The organism is Alloalcanivorax sp. C16-1, assembly GCF_046507805.1.
Classification (GTDB): domain Bacteria; phylum Pseudomonadota; class Gammaproteobacteria; order Pseudomonadales; family Alcanivoracaceae; genus Alloalcanivorax.
The window spans coordinates 266,207-282,624 of record NZ_JBKFTK010000003.1; the positions used below are offsets into that span (position 1 = coordinate 266,207).

A 16,418-nucleotide genomic window follows, 5' to 3' on the forward strand; every position below is an offset into this window, starting at 1 on the left:
AAGGGCTCCGCCGAAAAGACCTCTCTTTAACTGGGAAGCAGATTCTCAGCAGCCCGAAACCGTCCGTTGAGATGCTCATAATACGTGAAATCAAGTGGTTAGCGTGGTCCGACCCCGGGGTGCCCGGGAAGGTGTTAGAATGCGCGCCCTTTTCTTGTTGTCAGGTTCCGCCAATGACCGCCACCGATTTCGCTTCCCTGCCGCTGGACGCCGCCACCCTGGCGAACCTGGCGTCATTGGGCTTCACCGCCATGACGCCGGTGCAGGCTCGCGCTTTGCCGCCGATCCTGCAGGGGCGGGACGTGATCGCCCAGGCGCGGACCGGGTCGGGGAAGACCGCCGCGTTCGGGTTGGGATTGCTGCATCCGCTGAATCCGCGTTACTACGGCTGTCAGGCGCTGGTGCTCTGCCCGACCCGGGAGCTGGCGGATCAGGTGGCGCAGGAAGTGCGCCGGCTGGCGCGGGGGGCGGACAATATCAAGGTCCTGACGCTGTGCGGCGGGGTACCGATGGGGCCGCAGGTGGGGTCCCTGGAGCATGGCGCTCAGGTGATCGTGGGCACGCCGGGGCGGGTGCAGAAGCACCTGGCCAAGGGCACCCTGTCCCTGGACGGTTTGAATACCCTGGTGCTGGACGAGGCCGACCGGATGCTGGACATGGGTTTCGTAGACAGCATCAGCGAGATCATCGGGCAGACGCCGGCGCGGCGTCAGACCCTGCTGTTTTCGGCCACCTGGCCGGCGGGCATCCGCGCCCTGGCGGACCGCTTCCTGCGTGATCCGGTCACCGTGGAGGTGGAGGACACCGACGACCGCCCGGCCATTGAGCAACGTTTCTACGAGGTGGCGCCGGAACAGCGATTGGACGCGGTGACGCGGGTGCTGTACAGCCTGCGGCCGGTTTCCTGCGTGGCGTTTTGCGTGACCAAGCAACAGTGCCAGGAGGTGGCCGATCATCTGGTGGCCAAGGGCGTGTCGGCGATGGCCTTGAACGGCGACCTGGATCAGCGGGACCGGGATCAGGTGCTGGGTCGCTTCGCCAATCGCAGCCTGTCGGTGCTGGTGGCCACGGACGTGGCCGCGCGGGGGCTGGACATCGCCGCTCTGGACCTGGTGATCAATGTGGAGCTGGCCCACGACCCGGACACCCATACTCACCGTATCGGACGTACCGGCCGGGCCGGCGAGGCGGGTCTGGCGGTGAGCCTGGTGGCGCCCCGGGAAATGCGCCGCGCCCTGGCCCTGGAGGACCGGCTGGGCGCCCTGCCCTGGCTGCCCCTGGAGGAGGTGCGCCCGCATGCGGACCGGAGCCCGCTGGAAGCGCCCATGACCACCCTGTGCATCGGCGCCGGTCGCAAGCAAAAGCTGCGCCCCGGCGACATCCTCGGCGCGCTCACCGGCGACGCCGGCATTCCCGGCGACAAGGTGGGCAAAATCACCCTGTTCGACAATCAGGCCTATGTGGCGGTGGAACACGCCGTCGCCGACAAGGCCCTGCAACGCCTCAACAACGGCAAAATCAAAGGCCGGTCCCTGCGGATAAGGCGCCTGTAGGCCGGCGGATCTCAGAACCGGTAGTCTTCCTGTAAGTCCTGGAGATAACGGCGCGGCGGCTTGCCCATGTGTTGTTTGAACATCGCCGTGAACGCGCTGGCGCTGTCATAGCCCAGGTCGCTGGCGACAGCCTGCACGGTGCACCCGGCGGACAGCTTCTGTATGGCAATGACGATATGCAGCTGGCGCCGCCAGGCGCCAAACGTCATGCCGGTGTGCTTCAACACCAACCGCGCCAGGGTGCGCTCGCTGGTCGCCACTTCGCAAGCCCACTCGGAAAGCGTCCGCCGATCGCCGGGGGAATCGAGCAGCTTGAAAGCCATGTGCCGGATCTTGGGATGAGTGCTGACCGGAAAGTGCAGCGGCTCGTGCTTCATTTGAGCCAGCTCGTCGATCAGTACCTGAACGATACGGCTGGTGGGCCCGTCCAGTGGGTAAAGCGGAGGCAGCTTCGCCAAATGATAAATAATTTCCTGCAGCAGCGGGCTGATCGAGATCGTTGCGCAGGACCTGGGTAACGGGGCGATTTCCGGATCGATAAAGACACAGTAGGATTTGCCGTTGTCCGGAATGGAAATGCTATGGGGGGTTTCTCCGGGAATCCAGACGGCGCCGTTGGACGGCACGATTCTCAGACCATCCAGTGTATGACAGCTGATCGACCCCTTCGCGGTCAACACCAGCTGCCCCTTGCGGTGCTGGTGCAGCGGCAGTTTGTCATCGTCCTGCTGGCGTTCCACGACGAAGGACGTCACCGGCCGGCCAAGACAGTCCGGGTCGATGGTGCTGAAGCTCACTCGTAAATTCGACAGATCCCAGGACTTCAAATCCGCCGTGCCGTTTTGAAGCTCTTCGAGATCCTTACCTCGCCGCCTGACCATATCCGACATCAGCCACCTCTCCCCAACCACCGGTGTGGTCGGCCCTGAACACAGCATCGTCGCTGACCGCCGCGCCCCTTCCATGGGGCCGCCACGACGGTCACCCCGCCCATGAGACGCCGGCGCCCAGGCGCCTTTCAGGGTTACGGATTACCTATAGAATAATTCTCCGCATTTCCGCAAGAACACTCGCCAGATAGGCATTGAAACGTCCCGCCTCCGCGCCATCGATCACACGGTGATCCCAGCTCAAGCTCATGGGAAGGATCAGCCGGGGTTCGGCCTCCCTGCCGTTCCAGATCATCCGGTGCCGCGCTTTCGATACGCCCAGTATCGCCACCTCCGGTGCGTTGATGATCGGCGTGAAGTAAGTCCCGCCGATGCCTCCCAACGACGAGATGGAGAAGCAGGCACCGCTCATCTGCTCCATGGTCAGTTTACCTTCCCTGGCCTTGGCGGCCAGCTCGCCCACTTCCTCGGCAATCTCGAGAACGCCTTTCCGGTCGGCGTCGCGGACCACCGGGACCACCAGGCCGTTGGCCGTGTCCGCGGCGAAGCCGATGTGGTAATACCCCTTCATCACCAGTTGCTCGCCGTCCAGACTGGCGTTGAAGGTGGGGAATTTCCTGAGCGCGGCCACGCAGGCTTTGATTAACAGGGACAGCAACGTGACCTTGATGCCCGCTTTGGCGTTCTCCGCGTTCAACACCACCCGGAAAGCTTCCAGGTCCGTGATATCCGCATCCTCATGGTTGGTGACGTGGGGAATGCTGACCCAGTTGCGGTGCAGATTGGCGCCGGCAATCCTGCGAATGCGTGACAGCTCGCACCGTTCCACCGGGCCATACTTTTCGAAGTCGACCCGGGGCCAGGGCGGAAGCCCCGCAAAGCCCGTCGCCGGCGCGGCATCATCCCCGGCGCGTACGCCCCGCACCATTTCGCGCACATGCTGCATCACGTCGTCACGGGTAATCCGCCCACGGGCGCCGGTACCGGTCACGTCCGGGAGGTGGACATCCAGCTCCCTCGCCAAACGTCGAATGGAGGGCGACGAGTAAGGGGGTATCCGGTCCTCCAGCGACGAGCCAGGGCGATTGACCGGCACCGTCTGGTGGGCGGGCTTGCCGCCATCGCCACCGGCGTCATCGCCATCCCCTTCCTCCGCCGGCTCATCGGCCGGCGGTGGGGCCGCCGGAGCCTGGCGATCATCCGGCTCATTCTCTTCCGCCGGCGCGTCGCCGGCACTCACCGCGAACAGTGCAATAAGCGTGCCTTCGCTGACCCGGTCACCCTCCGCCACTTTGAGCTCGCTCAGCCGACCCGCCACCGGAGACGGTATCTCCATGGCGGCTTTATCGGTCTCAACCGTGATCAAGGACTGCTCAGCCTGAACCTCGTCGCCGACGCTCACCAGCAGCTCAATCACTTCAACGTCGCTGGCGCCACCGATATCTGGAACGAAAACTTCCTGGATTTCAGACATATCAATACTCCCAAGAAGCGGCGATGCGCGGGTCGATGTGGTAGCGCTCAATGGCGTCGGCGCAGATCTGGCGGTCGATCTCGCCGCGCTGCGCCAGTTTCGCCAGGGTGGCGACGACGATATGGCGGCGGTCCACTTCAAAGAAATCCCGAAGCATGGGTCGGGTATCGCTGCGCCCGAATCCGTCGGTGCCCAATACCACCAGGGGCGCGTCGATATAGGACGCGATGAGCTGGGGCACGGCACGCACGTAATCGGTGGCGGCGATGACCGGCAGATCCGGCCCGAGGCATTGCGCCACATGGCTGCTTCGCGGCGTTTCCAGCGGGTGCAGACGGTTCCAGCGTTCCACCGCCCTCGCGTCACGGGCCAATTCGGTGTAGCTGGTGGCGCTCCAGATTTCGCTGGCGATGTTCCAGTCCTTGGCCAGCCATTCCGCGGCGGCGAGCACCTCCAACAGGATGGTGCCGGACCCCACCAGTCGTACGCGGGGGGAAGCCTCTCCCGCTTCCTGTCTGGCGTAGCGGTAGAGGCCCTTGACGATGTCTTCGGCCACCCCCTCCGGCAGCGTCGGCTGGGGGTAGTTCTCGTTCATCACCGTGATGTAGTAGAAGACGTCCTGCTGCTGCTCGAGCATGGCACGCATGCCGTGGTCCATGATCACCGCCAGTTCGCCGGCGAAGGCGGGATCGTAGGCGCGGCAGTTCGGTATCGTGGACGCGACCAGATGGCTCTGGCCGTCCTGGTGCTGCAGCCCTTCGCCGCCCAGGGTCGTCCTGCCGGACGTGGCGCCCAAGAGAAAGCCGCGCGCCCGCTGGTCGGCCGCCGCCCAGATCAGATCGCCAATACGCTGGAAGCCGAACATGGAGTAGTAGATATAGAACGGCAGCATGGAAAGGCCATGGGTGGAGTAACTGGTGGCGGCGGCCACCCAGGAGCTGATCGCGCCCGCCTCACTGATGCCCTCTTCCAGAATCTGGCCGTCCAGTGCCTCCCGGTAACTGAGAATGGAGCCGATGTCCTCCGGCTCATAACGTTGGCCGACGCTTGAATAGATACCCACCTGCTTGAACAGATTGGCCATGCCAAAGGTGCGCGCCTCATCCGCCACGATCGGTACCACCCGCGGGCCCAGGGCCTTGTCTTTCATCAGGCCCGCCATCATGCGGACGAAAGCCATGGTGGTGGACATTTCCTTGTCGTCGGCCTCGAGGGCGAACCGGGCGTAGCTTTCCAGAGCCGGAACCGTCGCCGCCTCCACCTCGGTACGGCGGGCGGGCAGGTGGCCGCCCAAGGCTTCACGTCGTTCGCGCAGGTAGCGCATCTCGGCGCTGTCCTCCGGCGGCCGGTAAAAGCTGAGTGATTCCGCCTGCTGGTCGGAAAGCGGCAGCTGGAATTGATTCCTGAACGCCAGCAGATCATCACGGCCCAGCTTCTTCTGCTGGTGGGTGGCCATCTTGCCCTGCCCCGCCGCGCCCATGCCGTAGCCTTTCTTGGTCTGCGCCAGAATCACCGTGGGGCGGCCGCTGTGCGCCAGGGCCGCATGATAAGCGGCGTGGATCTTCACCAGGTCATGGCCGCCTCGCTTGAGGCGATCAATCTGCTCGTCGGTGAGCCCTTCGGCGAGCCGGGAAAGGCTGTCGTTCTGCCCGAAAAAGTGCCGCCGGTTATAGCCGCCGTCATTGGCGGCGAACGTCTGCAGTTGGCCGTCCACGGTATCCGCGAAGGCTCGCACGAGAGCCCCTTCTCGATCCCGTGCGAACAGCCCATCCCAGTCCGAGCCCCACAACAGCTTGATCACGTTCCAGCCCGCGCCGCTGAAGGACGCTTCCAGTTCATCGACAATCCGGCCATTACCCCGCACCGGACCATCCAGACGCTGAAGATTGCAATTGACCACCCAGACCAGGTTGTCGAGCCCTTCCCGCGCCGCCAGGGACAGCGCGGCCATGCTCTCAGGCTCATCCATTTCGCCGTCGCCAAACACGCCCCACACCTTACGCGCGGAGGTGTCCTGCAAACCCCGGTGCTGCAGATAACGCATGAAGCGGGCCTGGTAGATGGAATTGACGGGGCCGATCCCCATGGAGCCGGTGGGAAACTGCCAGAAGTCGGGCATCAACCAGGGATGGGGATAACTGGACAGCCCCCGGACACCACCACGAGAGGCAGTGACCTCCTGGCGATAGTGCATCAGGTCCGCTTCGGTCAGCCGCCCATCGATGAACGCGCGCGCGTAAATACCCGGCGCGGAATGCGCCTGGTAGAACACCAGATCGCCACCGCCCGGGTCATCCACGCCTCGAAAGAAGTGGTTGAAGCCCACTTCGAACAGGTCCGCGGCACTGGCATAGCTGGCAATGTGGCCCCCCAGCTCGCCATAGGCCTGATTCGCTCTAACCACCATGGCCAGAGCGTTCCAGCGCATCAGGGATACCAGGCGCTCTTCCACCGCCAGGTCGCCGGGAAAAGCCGGCTGCTGATCCGCGGGCACGGTGTTCACATACGGCGTGCCGTAGCTCGGCTGCCAGCCAATGGCGGGATCCCGGGCAATCGACGTGACCGCGTCCAGGATCTGCCGCGCCCGTTCGGGACCGGCGTGGCTCACCAGGGCCTGCAGGGCCTCACACCATTCGGCCAGTTCCTGAGCGTCCGCGTCGGACGCCGCCGCCTTTGACAGGATTTCAATGTATTCGGACATAGGTGCCTCCCTTTGGTCGAATTATTGTAGAGGCGGGCCAGACACATTTTTTGCCATTATGGGCTCGGTTTTAAATCGCCCGGCGCAGATTCTGCCGTCTTTACGGCGGTTCGAAGCAGAGCTTTCCTGGTCGGGAAACCGATCAGCGAGGAGTGGGAAATAGGAAGTGGCGTCATGCTTTAAAAAGCACCGACCCGGCGGCGTTGAGACACACCCTGCCGCGGGCCGTGCGAATCGTTTTAATGAGAATCAGCTGACGATGGCGTCCCTGATGGTGCGGCTGGCTTTGAAGAATGCCAGGGCCGCCGCCAGATAGATGAAACCGGTGATGATCAACGCCCAGCGTATTCCGTCCGCCGGCCCGGCGGAGACGGCGATAACATCGCTCAAGGTTCCCACCGTGAGCGGCCCCAGCCCCAGGCCGATAAGATTGGCGAAGAACAGCAGAATCGCCGCCGCCGTGGCGCGGCTGTTCGGCTCAACCAGGCTCTGGACGCTGGCGAACAGGGGCCCGTAGTAGATGGATTGCAGCAGCATCGGTACGCACAGCATCAACAGCGCGCTGCCCGCCCCGGGAGCAAGATAGGTGGCCACCAGCGAGAGTGGAAGAATCAGCGCCGAGAACGCGGGAATGAGGGCGTAGGCACGCATGTCCCTGGCGGCGCCACGGTCACTCAGCACGCCGCCAAGCCAGGTACCGAGCGCGCCAAACAGGCCAAAGATGATCCCCAGGCTGACACCGAGAAATCCCATCGGGCCCAGCGCGATGCCGGTGGTGGCCTCGATGGCGTGGGACAATTCGGTGATGTTGTCCGCATGATTGCGAAGGAAGAACGAGCTGAGGAACGCGAAATGGCCGTAGGTAACGAACGCCATGGCCGCCATGGCCGCGGTCAGCCACACATAGGTTCTGTTGCCCTTCAGATCCTTCAATGCCTGCCAGACACCGGGCAGGGAATCGGTGTGCGAAGCCACCGGGTTGTGGGTACGTGGCTCTCTGAGCGTGACCAGTGCGATCAGGCCGAGTAACAGGCCGGGAATACCGACGACGATGAACGCCGCGCGCCAGCCGAAGCTATCCGCGATCAAACCACCGATGGCCATGCCAACCAGGGAACCGGCGGGTATGCCCAATGAAAAGGTGGCCATGGCCGAGGCGCGCTTCTCTCTGCTGAAGTAATCAGTGATCAACGAATGGGAGGCCGGCGTGCACCCCGCCTCGCCGACGCCCACGCCAACCCGGGCCAGAAAAAGATGCAGAAAGCTCTGACCGAGGCCGCAAAGCGCCGTGAAACCGCTCCAGACGATGGCCGAGAATGCAACGATCTTTACCCGGTTTTTCCGCTCCGCCAGCCGGGCAATGGGCAGGGCGAGCGTCGCATAGAACAAGGCGAAGGCCAGCCCGGTCAGCGAGCCCAGCTGCCAGTCGGACAGACCCATATCCTTCTTGATCGGCTCGGCGACAATATTGACGATCTGGCGATCAAGGAAGTTAAGCGTATACAACAGAAAAAGAACCGTCAGTGCGTAGCGCTTGTACGACGCGGAATAGTCCGCGCCCATCGGCCCCTCTTTATGTCTTGAAACAGGGCTCGACAGCCCCCCAGCATTCTGATTTGCGCTTTTCATTGTGATACCCGCCTCCGGATTGACTATTATTGAGTAATTCTTTCATTCGCACTGCGCTGCTTATTATTCGGATGACCGCGATCTTTCATTGCCGAGATCGGCCGGGCCCGGCTGTCACTCGACGTTGTAGTCGATGGTGCCGAACCGGCCTTGGGCGTATATCAGCGGGGCGACGTGCCGTGAAAGGGTCTGCGCGACGACGGCTCCGGTGATGATGGTATGGGTGCCGGTTTGGCTCGCCGTTTCAACGTGGCAGTCAAAGCTGCACAGCGAGTCAATCAGCACCGGAGACCGGGTCACCAGCTCAGTCCATTCATTCGCGGAAAACTTGCTTTCCCCCTTCCGTCCGTCCATGCCGGCGAAGCGCCGGGCAAGCTCAATATGCTCAATGGAAAGAACGTTCCAGGAAAAGGAACCGGTGGAAAGAATGGTGTCGTGGGCGTCGGCGGAGCGATTGATGCACATCACCACCATGGGGGGTTCCACCGTCAAGGAGTTCGCGGCCGTCACCGTCAGCCCCCGACGGGACGCGCCCTGGCCGGTGGCCACGATCGACACCATGCCGACCACTTTTCTCAAGGCATCGCGGAACGTTTCGGTATTGGTATTACTCAAGGAGAGAAGCTCTTTCTGCACTTTTTCAATCCTCATTGCCGTGGCGATGGGGTGGTTCTAAAGCGTGGCTTTAGATCGATAAAAGGCAGTTTTTCATGAATCCCGCGGAATATGATTTCGATTCAGGGGCGGTAATCCCACCGGCACGACATAATTCACGGCGGCGCGGCCCGGCCACCACACAATCCTCCGGCAAGCGGGTCATGGCGCCGGCGGGCTGGGTGGAGAATTCGCTTCAGAGCGGTCTGTGTTCGACGATATTCAAGCCGTATCCCTGCAAGGCGACCGGCGTGTGCTTGGAGTTGCTGAGCAGCGCCATGTCCTTGACGCCCAGCTCCGCCAGAACCTGGGCGCCGACACCATAGTCGCGCAGCCCGCTAACGTCCGCCAACGGCGCGCCGGCCTTGACCCGAAGCAGCTGAGAGAGATCCACATCCCGTTGGAAGATGACGATCACGCCACAGCCTTCATTGGCGATGATCCTCATGGAACGCGCGATCAGATTGCTTCGATCGCCGGTCTGACCGATAACATCGGAAAAAAAGTCCAGGGCATGCATCCGTACCACCGGCGTGCCGGCGCCCGCAAGATCGCCTTTTACCAAGGCCACTGCCTCGTTGCCGGTTCCCTGGATACGGAAGGTGAAAACTTCCCATTCGTTGCCCCATTGGCTTTCAAACCTGGCGCGGGAAGTACATTCCACGTTGTTATCGTGGACCCTTCTGTAGGCAATCAGATCACGAATGGTGCCGATCTTCAGGTCGTGACATCGGGCGAATTCCGCCAGGTCAGCCATGCGCGCCATGGAGCCGTCGACCTTCATGATCTCGCAGATAACCCCGGACGGGTTAAGGCCGGCCAGGCGGGCGATGTCCACGGCGGCCTCCGTATGCCCCGCGCGCACCAGCGTTCCTCCTGGCCGCGCGATCAATGGAAAGACATGCCCGGGCGTCACGATATCATTGGGACCTTTGGCGGCATCGATCGCTACCGCGACGGTGCGCGCCCTGTCTTGTACCGAGATGCCCGTGGATACGCCGTCCCGCGCTTCTATGGAGACCGTGAAGGCGGTCTTGAAACGGCTGTTATCCTGGGGATTCATTAAGCTCAAACCCAGTTGCCGAACCCGCTCTTCATTCAGCGCCAGACACACCAGCCCCTTTCCATGGGTGGCCATGAAGTTGATCTTTTCCGGCGTCGCCATCTGCGCGGGAATCACCAGATCACCCTCGTTCTCCCGGTCCTCATCATCGACCAGGATGAACATACGGCCATTCCTTGCTTCATCGATGATTTCCGGCACGCTTGAGATAACGGGGCCGTGCCCGTTGACGGACGTTTCACTCATGGCGATCACCTTGGTTCAATGGGGGGACGGTCATGTCCAGGCGGCGCCTACCGTTCCGCCTGACGGATAAGACGTTCTTCCTCATCGTCATACATGGAGTCGATAAGGTTTTTGTATCGCGTCTCGATATTCTTACGGCGTTTTTTCCTGGTCGGTGTCATCACCCCATTCTCCACCGACAGCTCCTCGTGCAGGATCTTGAAGCACTTGATCTGTTCCACCTGCGCGAGCTTCTGGTTAGCCTTGGCCAGCTCCCCTTCGATAAGCCGGATTACCGATTCGCAGGCGCAGAGGTCCGCGTAGCGGGTCAGCCCTTCGATGCGCTGCTTCGCCCAGGCCATCATGGTGGTGGAATCCACTTCGATAAGCGCGACGAGGTATTTTCGGCCGTCTCCGCAAACCGCGGCTTCGGATATATAGGGGCTTTGGCGAATTTCATTCTCGATCTGGGCGGGGCTGATCGATTTGCCCCCCGAGGTATTGATGATCTCCTTCTTCCTGTCGATCAAGGCCAGCAAACCGTCTTCGTTGACCTTGACCATATCCCCGGTATGCAGCCAGCCGTCCGTGAGTGCTTCCCGGGTCTCCTCGGGCTTATTGAGGTATCCAACGAACAGCCCCGGGCCGCTGACCAGCATTTCACCATCTTCCGCCACGCGGGTTTGCCAACGGGGATCTCCGATGGGCTCACCAATGCTGCCGGGCTTGGACCAGTCACGCATCTGTGAAGCATTGGTGCCGACCAGCTCGGTCTGGCCGTAGCATTCCTTCAGGTTCACCCCCCATGTTTGCCACAGCCGCATCACGTCAGCGGGCATCGGCGCCGAGGCGGTGTAAGGATATTTCAGTTGATCAAGCCCGAACCGCGCCAGCAACGGTAAAAAAACCTCCTTGTAACAGGTATTGAAAAGGCTCTGTAGCAACGGTTTGCCCTCGCCGCTGCCCGCCCGGTCCTTGAGCGCCTTTCGCGCCACCGACATGGCCAGACGATAGGCGGCCCGTTGCCGCGCGTCGCCGCCGGCCACGATCGCCGCTATCTGGGCCGCGTAGCGTTGATAGAATCGCGGTGGGGCCATCCAATAGGTCGGCTTGACTTCCTGGATGGTCTCGGCGAACTCCGCGCTGCTTTCGCCGAAATAGGGACGAAGCTCACTGACCAAAGGCAGGACGATGCCTTGCCCCATACCGACCACATGAGATAAAGGAAGGTGTACCACGACACGTTGCCGCTCGCGGAACAGCGCCGGGCAAACGCCCCTCAAGGTGCCCACCCCCTCGATAAGAGAACGGTGCGTGAGCAGCGCGCCCTTGGGGCGTGCCGTGGTGCCGGATGTGTACACAATGCTGGCTATCTGATCCGGCCGGGCCGCCTCCGCCTGCCGCTGCAACAGGCCCACGTGGTCCTCCACCGGCGTGGCGAAGCAAGCCAGGCCGATCACTTGATTGGCCGGGGGAGTGTCCGCGTCCAGCACCACGATGTTCTTCAGCTTGTCCACGTACTCGGTGCGCAGCACCGTGTCGAGTTCCTTCTGGCAGCCCACGAAGATGAACGTGCTGCCCGAATCGTCCAGAAAGTAATCAAGCTCCGCCACCGAGGAGGTGAAATAGATACCGACCGCCACCCCGCCGGCGTTGATCACCGCCATGTAGGCAATCACCCACTCCAGGGACACGTCGCCCATAAGAGCCACGCTGTCGCCCGGTTGCAGCCCGTTATCAACGAGCGACTGCGAGACACCCGCGATACGGCGGGCATAATCGTCCCAGGTGAGATCCCGCCAGGCACCCGAGCGCTTTTCGGAGAACCCCACCTGGTCCGGCCTTGTCGCCAGGCGTTGGCGGAGTAACGACGGTATCGTCGCACCCTCCAGATCATCGAGGTTGAGCTCGCTCATGTCAGCCTCCGTTTTCCGCGAAGCGCTTGCGCTTTTCACGAAACGCGGCCACCGCTTCAGCCCGCTCCGGGCTGTTGAACGTGATCATCTCAAGGGCGCCGGCGGAGTCCAGGTTCAGATGCACCTGCTCCTTGATCAGTTTATTGACCGCGTACTTGGTCCAGATGATCGCGTCCCGGGGGCCCGCGGCCAGCATTTCCGCGTATTGGATGGCGTGCTCAAGCACGGCGCCTTCTTCCACCACCTTGTTGATCAGGCCGGCCGCCGCCGCCGCTTCCGCCGAGATAAAATCACCGGTCATCAGGTAGTGCTTGGCTCTCACCGGGCCAAGTAACATCGGCCAGATCACCGCACCGCCATCACCCGCCACCACGCCGGCGGTGACGTGGGTGTCGGCGAACCGGGCGCTCGGCTGGGCGAAAACAATGTCGCAGAACAGTGCGAGCGTGGCCCCCAGCCCCACCGCCGCGCCATTAACAGCGGCGATAAGCGGAGACTCCAGCTCCAGCATGTTACGAATAAGGTGGCGCCCGGAACGGGTCGGTGAAATCGTGTGCACGTCGCTGTCCAGCGCGTTCTGATCGCCACCGGAGCAAAATCCCCGTCCCGCCCCGGTCAATACCACGGCCTTTACTTCCGGGTCGTTGTCCAGGTCGACGAACACCTGTTCGATCTCCGCATGCATGGACCAGGTGATCGCATTCAGGACCTCCGGGCGATTCAGGGTGACCACGGCAACGCCGCTGGGGCGAACATCGACCAGCAGATCCCGGTAGGTATACTTTTTCATGGCTACGTCCATTCTCTGGTAAACGTGGGTGAGTCGAAGCTTGTCGCTATCGCATGGAGCGGATCTGTTCGAGTACGTCGTCGTAGGAACGAACCACGTTGTTGCGATCCTTGAAGTACGGGATGACGTGCCGGCCGATCAGATCGATGGCCTTCATGATCTCGGCGTGGGGAACGGAATCCAGGTGGAACAGCACTTCATCGATGCCCAGATCCACGAATCGCTCAAGCTGGCGGATAACGGTGTCCGGGCTGCCGCACACCACGCTGGCGGATTCATTGATCAGGAAATCCCAGTCGCTGGCGGCACTATCGAGGGCGTCCTGGCCTTCGGCCATGTAGGCGTAGTCCTTGGACACACTGGCCAGCTTGGCGTACCCGCTGGTCGAGATACGGGCGTAGTGCTGCAGCGGCCCGGCGTAGATGTCCTTTGCCTTCTGGTCGGTTTCCGCGATGCCGATGAATACCGGCATGCCGATGCGCGGCTTCTCGAGCGGTCCTTTGGGGTCTCTTTTCCAGCTGGATTTGTAGATATCGATCAGCCCGGCCTGCACTTCCCAGCCCTTGTAAAGGCTGTGGGACATGACCGCGAGGCCCTGTTCGCCGGCGGTCTTGTGGCTGCGTTCACTAGTCGCGGCCATGCCCATTACCGGATAGGGCTTCTGCAGCGGCTTCGGAACCAGCATGCGCGGCGGGATATCGTAATGCTCGCCCTTGAAGGTGAAGACGTCGTTGGTAAAGGCTTCACGAATCAGCGCCATGGCCTCCTGCGTTTGCGCCATGGTCTCTGACGGATCCACATTGAAGGCGCGCATGGCGATGGTGGTGTTCGCACGCCCGCAGTACATCTCGAACCGGCCGTTGGAAAGAATATCGATCACCGCCGCCCGTTCGGCGGAACGCAACGCGTGGTTGAAATTCTTCGGCATCAGCATGACCGAAGGGCGCAGCGCGATACGACTGGTCTTGGCGGCAAGATGGCCGTAGACCACTTCCGGCGCGGAGCTGGAAATGCCGCCCAGGGCAAGATGCTGTTCCGACAGGGCAACGATGTCGAAGCCCATTTTCTCCGCGAATACGGCTTCATCCACGAGCTCATAGAGACGGCGCGAGTAACTTTGGCCGACCTGGGTTTCCTGCTCCGACCAGAACCCGAACTTGATAGACATCTAAAGTCTCCTTATTGATTCATAGCGTTACCCGATGATGAAAAGATGGTGCCGTAGATTTCGCGGAAGATGCTGCCGAATAACCGTCGTGCTGGCGGCTTTACGAAATTTTGTTTCGCGGTAATTCAGAAAGGAGGGATTTCAGGTTCAGAGCAGATTCACGACCGCCAGCCACCTCTTTTATAGACACAGAAAGAGATACCAGCGGCGTGATCCATTTTGATCGGGATGGGGTTATCGGGGCGAGCTGAAGTAGTCCAGGAGCATCCGGGTGATACGTTCAATACACAGATCGCCGATCGCAGTGGACGAGCCATTCGGGTCGCCGAGAATGCCGTTCTTGCTGACCGCGCGGATGCCCCCCAGCCACATTGCCTGCAGATCCGTCTTCGATGGCAGACCGGGCTTTCCCGCCGCGTACAGGTTGGTTCGCACCCGCCGCGGGTGGATGCTCAGCATGACCGAGGTCTCGGCGATGTCGGCGTGTCCGCCAACACGGCAAGCGTCGCCCCCGGCATCGCCAACCGCGTCACGCCATGTTTTCAGCCATAATCCAGAGTCCGTGAAGGCATCCACCCGGCAGCCCTCCGGCATCTGGCTCTGAACGCGGGGCAGCATGCTCTGCAAGGCGGGAAAGTTGCCCACGTGCCCAGAGAAAAAAAGGATGTTTTCAAAGCCATGACTTGAAAGGCTTGCGCAGTAATCCGCGCAGATCGATTCAAAAGTAGGCTCGCGAAGTGAAATCGTGCCCGGGAAATCCAGATGGTGGACCGAGCAGCCCACCCGGATTGAGGGAGCGATCAGCGATTTTCCCAATGCCTTTGCCAGCGTCAACCCAAGATGCTCGGCGTGATCCGAGTCGACGCTCAAAGGCAAGTGGGCACCGTGTTGCTCGATGGCACCGCAGGGCACCAGCACGGTACGGAAGCCACTCTGGAGCGCCGCGCTCACCTCGGACGTGGTCATGAATTCCATTTTCAGGTTATCTTGAGACGCCACCGATTCAGCTCCCCTTCCGGTTCAGGAAGCCCTGACGTGCGTTCGCCGTTGATTCCCTCTCAAGGTAGCGGACCATGTCACGAATGGTGTACTCCTCCAGCTCCGGGTCCATCATCCTCACCGTATTGTTCAGCGTTCCTTTTATGGCACTGAAAAGATGAAGATCCTTTCCGCGCAGCGCTCGTGCCTCCCGCAGCGCCGTCTCCGCGAGTCCCGCAATGGGAACGACCTTGTTGACCAGGCCTATTTTCACGGCGTGCTGCGCCGAGATGAGATCGCCGCTGTAGAGCAATTTTTCCGCTGTCCGCCTGCCGAGGCGGTGCGCGCATTGGAGGATTCCCTTGGCCGCCGGGAGCAGGCCATGGTTGATCTCCGGAAAACCGAAGCTGGCATTATCGCTGCAAATCACGTAGTCGGCATGCAGTACAATCTCCAAGGCACCACCGACGGCATAGCCGTTCACGGCGCAAATCAACGGCGCCGCATAGTGCTCCACCTCGCACAGCATTCGATGGAATTCCCGCATACGCGGTATCGCCATATCCGGCTGTTCCGTTATTTCACGAATATCGCCTCCGGCGCTGAAGAACTTATCGCCCTCCCCGGAGAGGATTAACGCGGGCGGTTCCGGTTCGGAGCCGAACTCTCTGATCGAATCCTTGATCGCCACGATCAAGTCTCTGCTCAGAGCATTGGCCGGCGGCCTGTTTATGGTTAATAGAGCGATCTCTTTTGAGACCCTTTCTACCGAAATCATAATCATTCCTAATAAAAAGAGGTGATGCCGGGCATGCCTTTCCGAAGGCCTCTAGGCTCTTATTCGAAGGGTGCGTGATGAATTGATCGGCAGCGCGGTCTTGCGTGTGATTTGCTTGAGGACGAGGTTGGATCGGATGTTGGCAACAAAATCTATTTTGGCCAGTTTGCCGGCGATCAGGCGCTCAAGTTCCTCGATGTCCTGGACCACCACCCGCAGCAAAAAGTCACAGTCCCCGGTCATCCAGTTGCATTCCATGACCTCGGGAAAAAGATCAACCAGCTCTCGAAATTTCTCAATCGCCGACTGGATGTGCTTGTCCAGTGTCACCTGAATGTAGGCGTTTATCTCCAGCCCCATCACTTTCGGGTTCAGCAGTGTGATTCGCTTTTCGATAATGCCGCTTTTTTCCAGGTTTTTTACTCGTGCCAGACAGGGCGAAGGCGACAGGTGTACGCGCTCGGAGAGCTGCACATTGGTCAGATTGGCGTCGTTCTGGAGTTCATTGAGGATTTTTATATCTATTCCATCAAGCGTCAGCATGTTCATGATGGGAATACCTGCGTAGTTAGTGACTATAAATTGCGTCGCGGAACGTC

13 protein-coding genes are annotated in these 16,418 nt (G+C 61.2%); 1 reads left to right on the forward strand and 12 read right to left on the reverse strand.

Going from position 1 to position 16,418, the window contains the following annotated elements:
* Positions 1-173: 173 nt before the first annotated feature.
* Positions 174-1,553, forward strand: coding sequence for an ATP-dependent RNA helicase DbpA (gene dbpA / locus ACLD0W_RS11875; RefSeq protein WP_410307693.1), 1,380 nt, complete (start codon positions 174-176; stop codon positions 1,551-1,553).
* A gap of 11 nt (positions 1,554-1,564) precedes the next feature.
* On the opposite strand, the gene ACLD0W_RS11880 is transcribed toward dbpA, so the two are convergent.
* The 12 genes from ACLD0W_RS11880 to ACLD0W_RS11935 all read right to left on the reverse strand — a co-directional run bounded on the left by ACLD0W_RS11880 (position 1,565) and on the right by ACLD0W_RS11935 (position 16,368).
* Positions 1,565-2,443 (reverse strand): AraC family transcriptional regulator, encoded by an 879-nt coding sequence (locus ACLD0W_RS11880; RefSeq protein WP_410307694.1) that lies wholly within the window; start codon positions 2,441-2,443, stop codon positions 1,565-1,567.
* 145 nt (positions 2,444-2,588) lie between these two features.
* Positions 2,589-3,968, reverse strand: a complete 1,380-nt coding sequence (gene aceF / locus ACLD0W_RS11885) for a dihydrolipoyllysine-residue acetyltransferase (protein WP_410307695.1) — start codon at positions 3,966-3,968, stop codon at positions 2,589-2,591.
* On the reverse strand, positions 3,919-6,618 hold the full coding sequence (mdeB, locus tag ACLD0W_RS11890) for an alpha-ketoglutarate dehydrogenase (protein ID WP_410307696.1): 2,700 nt from the start codon (positions 6,616-6,618) through the stop codon (positions 3,919-3,921). The genes aceF and mdeB overlap by 50 nt, the downstream gene beginning before the upstream one ends.
* A gap of 249 nt (positions 6,619-6,867) precedes the next feature.
* Positions 6,868-8,181 (reverse strand): spinster family MFS transporter, encoded by a 1,314-nt coding sequence (locus tag ACLD0W_RS11895; protein WP_410307697.1) that lies wholly within the window; start codon positions 8,179-8,181, stop codon positions 6,868-6,870.
* A 180-nt stretch (positions 8,182-8,361) separates the two neighbouring features.
* Positions 8,362-8,883: a flavin reductase family protein gene (locus ACLD0W_RS11900; protein ID WP_410307698.1), complete on the reverse strand. Its 522-nt coding sequence runs from the start codon at positions 8,881-8,883 to the stop codon at positions 8,362-8,364.
* Positions 8,884-9,097: 214 nt separating this feature from the next.
* On the reverse strand, positions 9,098-10,210 hold the full coding sequence (gene ribB, locus ACLD0W_RS11905; protein ID WP_410307699.1) for a 3,4-dihydroxy-2-butanone-4-phosphate synthase: 1,113 nt from the start codon (positions 10,208-10,210) through the stop codon (positions 9,098-9,100).
* Between the two features lie 47 nt (positions 10,211-10,257).
* Positions 10,258-12,105 carry an AMP-dependent synthetase/ligase gene (locus ACLD0W_RS11910; protein ID WP_410307700.1) on the reverse strand — a complete coding sequence of 616 codons (1,848 nt, stop codon included), beginning with the start codon at positions 12,103-12,105 and terminating at the stop codon, positions 10,258-10,260.
* A 1-nt stretch (position 12,106) separates the two neighbouring features.
* Entirely contained in the window at positions 12,107-12,895 is a 789-nt protein-coding gene (locus ACLD0W_RS11915) for an enoyl-CoA hydratase/isomerase family protein (protein ID WP_410307701.1), read from the reverse strand.
* A 46-nt stretch (positions 12,896-12,941) separates the two neighbouring features.
* The gene (locus ACLD0W_RS11920; RefSeq protein ID WP_410307702.1) at positions 12,942-14,063 is read right to left on the reverse strand and encodes an LLM class flavin-dependent oxidoreductase; all 1,122 of its coding nucleotides are present in this window, start codon (positions 14,061-14,063) and stop codon (positions 12,942-12,944) included.
* 234 nt (positions 14,064-14,297) lie between these two features.
* Positions 14,298-15,038 carry a creatininase family protein gene (locus ACLD0W_RS11925; RefSeq protein WP_410307703.1) on the reverse strand — a complete coding sequence of 247 codons (741 nt, stop codon included), beginning with the start codon at positions 15,036-15,038 and terminating at the stop codon, positions 14,298-14,300.
* Positions 15,039-15,066: 28 nt separating this feature from the next.
* Positions 15,067-15,819 carry an enoyl-CoA hydratase/isomerase family protein gene (locus ACLD0W_RS11930; protein WP_410307704.1) on the reverse strand — a complete coding sequence of 251 codons (753 nt, stop codon included), beginning with the start codon at positions 15,817-15,819 and terminating at the stop codon, positions 15,067-15,069.
* Positions 15,820-15,870: 51 nt separating this feature from the next.
* Positions 15,871-16,368, reverse strand: coding sequence for an Lrp/AsnC family transcriptional regulator (locus ACLD0W_RS11935; protein ID WP_410307705.1), 498 nt, complete (start codon positions 16,366-16,368; stop codon positions 15,871-15,873).
* Between the last annotated feature and the right edge of the window lie 50 nt (positions 16,369-16,418).